Origin of the sequence: Coleofasciculus sp. FACHB-712, from assembly GCF_014695635.1 — a bacterium.
Taxonomy (GTDB): Bacteria; Cyanobacteriota; Cyanobacteriia; order Cyanobacteriales; family FACHB-T130; genus FACHB-T130.
In genome coordinates this window covers 1-5746 of the sequence record NZ_JACJOQ010000568.1, presented here as the reverse complement: position 1 = coordinate 5746, position 5746 = coordinate 1, and the positions used below count along the sequence as shown (strand labels likewise).

5 protein-coding genes and 1 pseudogene are annotated in these 5746 nt (G+C 47.5%); 3 read left to right on the top strand and 3 right to left on the bottom strand.

The window, feature by feature from the left end; translation table 11 throughout:
• Both H6F50_RS20555 and H6F50_RS20550 read right to left on the bottom strand, forming a co-directional pair.
• Window positions 1-704 (bottom strand): APC family permease (locus tag H6F50_RS20555; RefSeq protein ID WP_190430142.1); only part of this gene is annotated, 704 nt, incomplete at its 3' end.
• Window positions 705-896: 192 nt separating this feature from the next.
• Window positions 897-2120: an ROK family transcriptional regulator gene (locus H6F50_RS20550; protein WP_190430141.1), complete on the bottom strand. Its 1224-nt coding sequence runs from the start codon at window positions 2118-2120 to the stop codon at window positions 897-899.
• Between the two features lie 109 nt (window positions 2121-2229).
• On the opposite strand from H6F50_RS20550, the gene H6F50_RS20545 reads away from it, so the two are divergent.
• The 3 genes from H6F50_RS20545 (at window position 2230) to H6F50_RS20535 (ending at window position 5069) form a co-directional block, all read left to right on the top strand.
• Window positions 2230-2532: a hypothetical protein gene (locus H6F50_RS20545; protein WP_190430140.1), complete on the top strand. Its 303-nt coding sequence runs from the start codon at window positions 2230-2232 to the stop codon at window positions 2530-2532.
• 188 nt (window positions 2533-2720) lie between these two features.
• Window positions 2721-3626, top strand: coding sequence for a type 1 glutamine amidotransferase domain-containing protein (locus H6F50_RS20540; protein WP_199292281.1), 906 nt, complete (start codon window positions 2721-2723; stop codon window positions 3624-3626).
• A 333-nt stretch (window positions 3627-3959) separates the two neighbouring features.
• Window positions 3960-5069 carry a vWA domain-containing protein gene (locus H6F50_RS20535; RefSeq protein WP_190430139.1) on the top strand — a complete coding sequence of 370 codons (1110 nt, stop codon included), beginning with the start codon at window positions 3960-3962 and terminating at the stop codon, window positions 5067-5069.
• A gap of 119 nt (window positions 5070-5188) precedes the next feature.
• On the opposite strand, the pseudogene H6F50_RS20530 reads toward H6F50_RS20535, so the two are convergent.
• Window positions 5189-5746: pseudogene (locus H6F50_RS20530) on the bottom strand (threonine ammonia-lyase, biosynthetic); the annotation flags it as partial.

Here is a 5746-nt window from a genome sequence, read left to right as displayed (position 1 = left end):
GCTCTCGGAACATTGCGCTGGGGATCTTTCACTTCCTCGGAAACATTGACAATATCCTCAAACCCAATGAAGGCGTAGAAGGCGAGTGCTGCTCCCTGAACCACGGCTATCCAACCAATCGGTGGTGCGTTGGGGACGGGAATGGGAACCGGATTCGGCGCGCCTGCTGGGTTCCCGATGAGGAAAACGGTGGCGACAAAGATAACAATTAGAAGACCTGAAACTTCAAGAGACGTGCAAAAAATATTTAAGGCTGAGGACTCCTGCATTCCCCTAAAATTGACAAATGCAAGACCCGCAAATAGCGCCAGGATAATCAACCAATCTGGAATTGCTGGAGCAAAAGCATTGAGATAGCCTGCAAACGCTTTTGATAGCGTCGCCATTGAAACCAGACAGGTACAAAACATCAACCAGCCTACCAAGATTGAGAGCCAATCCCGGCGAAATGCTCTGTGGATGAAACTAGCGACTCCTCCGCTTTGAGGAACTCGATTACCAAGTTCTGCATAACTTAATGCAGTGAGAGCGGCAACAGTCATAGATACTAGGAAAGAAACCCAAACCAAAGAGCCGGAAAGTCCGGCAATTTTTCCGACCACTGCATATATTCCGGCACCGAGAATATCCCCAACCCCATAAATCACCAGCGTCGGCAATCCAAACACTCGCTTGAGTGAATCCGCTTCTGCATTCGGTTCCATAAAATTTTTCTTATCCTTGTATTTACCCAATCTTGCAATCTTTCTGCTCGTCAGTATAGGGGGTACGGGGTGGAAGCGCGATCGCAAATTGCTAAGACACAAGCCACTATTAAACAAGGCTTGCAAATAAGGACTGTTTCGCCACATTTAGGCGATCGAGAATGGCTTGGCTAGCAGCTTCATCCAGAATAATTAGTGCAGCAGCAGCAGATCCGGCATCTGAAATAATGATTCATAAACCAGTACTGCACCACCAATCGCCGCCGAATCTTCTCCAAATTGGGAAATCTCTAACCGGAATCGGGCTGCGCTGTCAAAGCCATATCCGCTTCTATCGGGCAGACAATTTTGCAACATCTCATCCAATTGCTCTTGCACGTAGGGCACCAGCACCGCCAGCGATCCTCCAAAGACAATCCGTTCCGGGTTGAGTACACCCACCAACCCCCGTACACCCCAACTCAGATACATTCCCCACTGTTTCACAACCGCTTGCGCGATCGCATCCGCTTGTTCCAACCGAGACAGCAGCGTATTCAGGTCGATCGTCTCTCCACTTTGTTGATGATAGGCACTCAATAGCCCAACCTTGCTGCATAAAGCTTCTAGCGTCCCTGCACGCCCCCCTACGGATGTCTGAGAACTATGCGGGTCAATCATGAGTTCGCGAACTTCGCTCGCAGTGCCCCCCGCCCCCCGTAACAAACGATTATTCAGTACCATTCCCGCCCCCACCCCGACACCCAGAAACAGGTAGAGCAAGCTATGGCTGGGCATCGAGCCACTCAAATACGTCTCGACAAGCGCACCTGCATTCGCATCATTCTCGATAAACAACGGCACATCCAGATGAGGATTCAAATAAGGTCGCAAGTCCACATTCTGCCAATGCAATCTAGGGGCACGAAGGATAATTCCTTCCCGATTTAAGGAGCCTGGAACCGTGATGCCAATTCCCCGATATTTCGCTTCGCCGTCTGGATTTGCCTGCCAGACTTGTTGAATCAACTCGACTAATTGCTGGGTAACGGTTGCTGGCTCGGTGTCTGCGGTCATGGATGCTTCTACTCGACGAGTCACTTGTGCTGCCAGGTTGAGTTCAATGACGCGGATATTTTCATCCCCAAGGGCAACTCCGATAAAAAAGGCTCCCTCTGGATCGAGTTCTAACTCCACCCCAGGACGCCCCCCTTCTTTTCCAGATGCAGTTTCCTTTCCTTCTCGCAGGAGTCCAGTTGCAATCAGTTCTGCCGTAATCACGGTAACGGTTGAACGAGTTAAGCCCGTTCGTCGTGCAATCTCGGCGCGGCTGAGGCGCGGGTGATAGCGTAGCAAACTGAGAATCCGAGCAAAGTTGATTTGCTTGAGCAGGCTGGCATCAGTCGTGAGAGTTTTCTTGTTGGCATTTGTCTTCATAAGAAACTATCCGCCCTGTTGTTTGTTGTAATGACAAACTATCATGAGTTAGTTTGTTCGATAAACAAACAATCTAAGATGAAATTATTGAAGTTAATCGGTCTCAGTTATGCGAACCTTCCAACAAAAACGGAATTACAACCAGCTTGAACAACTCTCTCTCCAAGTGAGTAAGTTAGTCAGCTTAAAGCTACAGGGGATGTGGCAGGCTTTTGTCAATGACTGGTACACACCGGCTGGCGAACCGCGAATCCAGCAAAAAAGCGATCGCGCTGGCAACAAATACTGGCGAGTTTGCGATCCGGCAAGCGATCGCACTATCCGCTTTGACGACAGGCAAGAATTGACGATCTGGCTGGATGAACGACATTATCGCAGATCGCAACCGAATCTCTGGAACATCAGCGACTAAGCCCATACGGTAAGCGATGTTCTTGAGAACATGAAAACTCAATTTTGCTGTGTCAAGGTTATTACCCCATCATCTCAACCCCAATTGCACTGTGCTAACCCCTGTGTAACTTCCCGCGCAAGCAGGATAGGGGTTCTAGATTTCAACCTGTGCAGCACTCGACAAACCCATTGATGAAGGAAATATCCATGAACTCCACAAAGAATATGATGACCTCTCTGTTCTCAAAAGCTCTCACCAGCCTACCGGAGCAACCCTCCTCGGCGAAAAGCCTAGGTCGCGTGCTACTGGTGGCTTCTAGCACGAACACACTGCAACTGAAAAATTATCGCGTCGTTCCCACAGGGTACTCCCTAGAAGACCTTACCGTGCCAGTCCAGCATTTCATTGAAGCTGGCTACGAGGTGGTCATTGCCACACCCGATGGCAAAAAACCCGTCATTCTTGCTCATGCCAAGGACTCCCGCTTCGACAACGATCCAGAAGCGCTACAACACGCGATCGCATTCCTTGACACCTACCCCAGTATGCAGAACCCGAAGACATTAAAAGCAGTGTTGTCAGAGGGATTGGATCGCTACATCGGTGTCTACGTTCCCGGTGGTTATGCACCGATGAATGACTTAATACAAGATCCGTATCTCGGACAGATACTGCGCTACTTCCATAAAACGTCGAAGCCAAGCGCCTTCTTGTGCCACGGCTCAGTGGCAACGCTAGCCGCTTTGCCGAACGCCACCGCCTACCGGAAGGCTCTCGTAGATGGCGATCGAGAGGCGGCGAAGGCGGCGGCTGCGGGTTGGCAATATGCTGGCTACCGCATGACCAGCTTCTCGAACGAAGAAGAGTATCCGATTGAACGGGAGATCCTCGACAGTCAGGTGCCGTTCTACGTCGCCGATGCGCTAGCCAGCGCTGGCGGTCGGGTTGAGCATGGTTCGAGCGACCAAAGCTTTGTTGTGCAGGACAGAGAGCTGATCTCCGGTCAGAATCTTGCCTCGGATCGCGCGATCGCCCAAGAGTTCGTCGAAGCGCTCGACGAGGCGCGAGTTATCCCCATCTGGGTCAGAAAGCATTTTTTGGGAAAGGCTTAATGTAAATTTGCCAAGACACTGACGCTTGTCCCTTGCACCCCAACCGTTCCGCAATCGTCTTTGTCTGTAACCCTCATCTCACAGGAGCATAATGGCTGTTCGTTTTAAGATCCGAGCAGCCATTCTTGCCTTTGGTCGTGATGTCCAATAACGGTTGACGTTGCTTGTGGTTGATGTCCCTAATCGCTACTCAGCGCTTTAACTTTCCAGAAAGGTTTGATCGCTGGATTGTGCGTGTACTTGTTGTTACATTTTTTGCAACAGAGATATCAATCGGCTAAATTTAGCTGAGATTAACAGAAAATACTCTTTTATCCAGCAATTAAAAAATATATGCAGAAAATAACTCGGATTTTATTCGCTACAGCTCTAACCTTGAGCATTTTAGTTTTTCCCACCAAAGCATTTGCTAAAGCTAAGATTCAGATCGCCATCCTTTTAGATTCTAGTAATAGTATGGATGGACTCATAGACCAAACTCGTACCCAACTTTGGCAAATTGTCAACTCTTTAACTAAAGTAACCAAAGATGGCGAAGTCCCAGAATTAGAAGTTGCTTTATACCATTATGGAAATGATAATTTACCCTCAGAAGAAGGTTTTGTCAGACTTTTAACTGGATTTACTCCAGAATTAGATTTAGTTTCAGAAAAGCTATTTAGTATCCAAACCAACGGCGGTCAAGAATATGCTGGCTGGGTAATCCGCTCAGCCGTAAAAGAATTAAACTGGAGTAAAGATAAAGAAGATTTTCGGGTTATTTTTATTGCGGGTAATGAATCATTCGATCAAGGCCCGATCGTTTGGCGTGAAGCAGTCGAGCTCGCTGCTAAGGGAAATACTTTAGTGAATACTATCTACTGTGGTTTATCAGAAGATCGGGAGCGACAACTTTGGGCTTCAGGAGCTGATTTAGCACAAGGTAGCCACTTCAATATTAATCAAGACGAAAAAACTGAATTTATTAAGTCTCCTTACGATGATCAAATTGCTACTTGGAATGATAAGCTCAATCAAACTTACATTCCCTATGGTGCAGAAGGAGAAGTTGGACAACAGCGTCAGACGATTGAAGATAGTAACTCCGGCGCAAATTTGGCTATGCGTGGTAACTCCAAAGCTTCTGCATATTACAACAATGCTTCTTGGGATTTGATTGATGCTCTCGATAAGGGAATCGTTAGCCTTGAGAAATTACCGAATAATGCTTTGCCGAAAGCTATGCAAGGGATGAATTTAGCTCAAAAGCAAGAATATGCAGCAGCGAAGAAGGCCGAAAGAGAGACAATTCAAAAAACGATTCGCGACTTATATCAAAAACGTAGCGAATATGTTGAAAAACAGCGCCAAGTTAGTGCTAGTAGTAGCAAAAATACCCTTGATTCTGTAATTATTCAAAGTCTCCGCAAGCAATTAGCAGCTAAAGGATTTAAGCTTCAATAATTCCTGGGCTACTCTAGAGTTAATTCAAACTTGGTTTGAGATATTCAGGACTTACGCAGAAGCCGAAAAGGAAACAAAGATGCAACCGTAACGGGTTGATGCGTAAGCCCTGTTGTGTATTAGCGATAGGGTGAGAGCGGGATACAATTTTCCTGTCCCAAAAACAGCTTGTAGGCGGGATTCTTGCTTTCATCCCAATAGCGATAACCGAGGGTATCGAGGAATGCCTGCCACTCTTCCATCTCGCGAGGAGGCACTTGCATCCCTACGACAATTCGCCCGTAGTCTGCGCCATTGTTGCGATAGTGGAACATACTAATATTCCAGTTGGGACTCATAGAACCGACAAACTTCATTAATGCACCGGGACGTTCGGGAAACTCGAAGCGATAAAGCAATTCATCGCAAGCGAGGGGAGAACGTCCGCCAACCATGTGACGTAAGTGCAATTTGGTCAGTTCGTCGTCGGTTAAGTCAAGGGTTTTGAACCCGCAAGCTTCAAAACTTTCTGCCATCTTTGCAGCATCGGCACGGTTTTGAATTTGCACGCCGACAAAAATCTGGGCTTCTTTTTCATCGGCAATGCGATAGCTAAACTCAGTAAGATTGCGTCTGCCAAGACATTCGCAAAACTTGCGGAGACTGCCCGGTTGTTCGGGAATTGTAACGGCATAAAT

Coding starts and splice junctions, on each gene's coding strand:
- H6F50_RS20550 (WP_190430141.1), bottom strand. CDS start 2,120: ATGAAGACAAATGCCAACAAGAAAACTCTCACGACTGATGCCAGCCTG.
- H6F50_RS20545 (WP_190430140.1), top strand. CDS start 2,230: ATGCGAACCTTCCAACAAAAACGGAATTACAACCAGCTTGAACAACTC.
- H6F50_RS20540 (WP_199292281.1), top strand. CDS start 2,721: ATGAACTCCACAAAGAATATGATGACCTCTCTGTTCTCAAAAGCTCTC.
- H6F50_RS20535 (WP_190430139.1), top strand. CDS start 3,960: ATGCAGAAAATAACTCGGATTTTATTCGCTACAGCTCTAACCTTGAGC.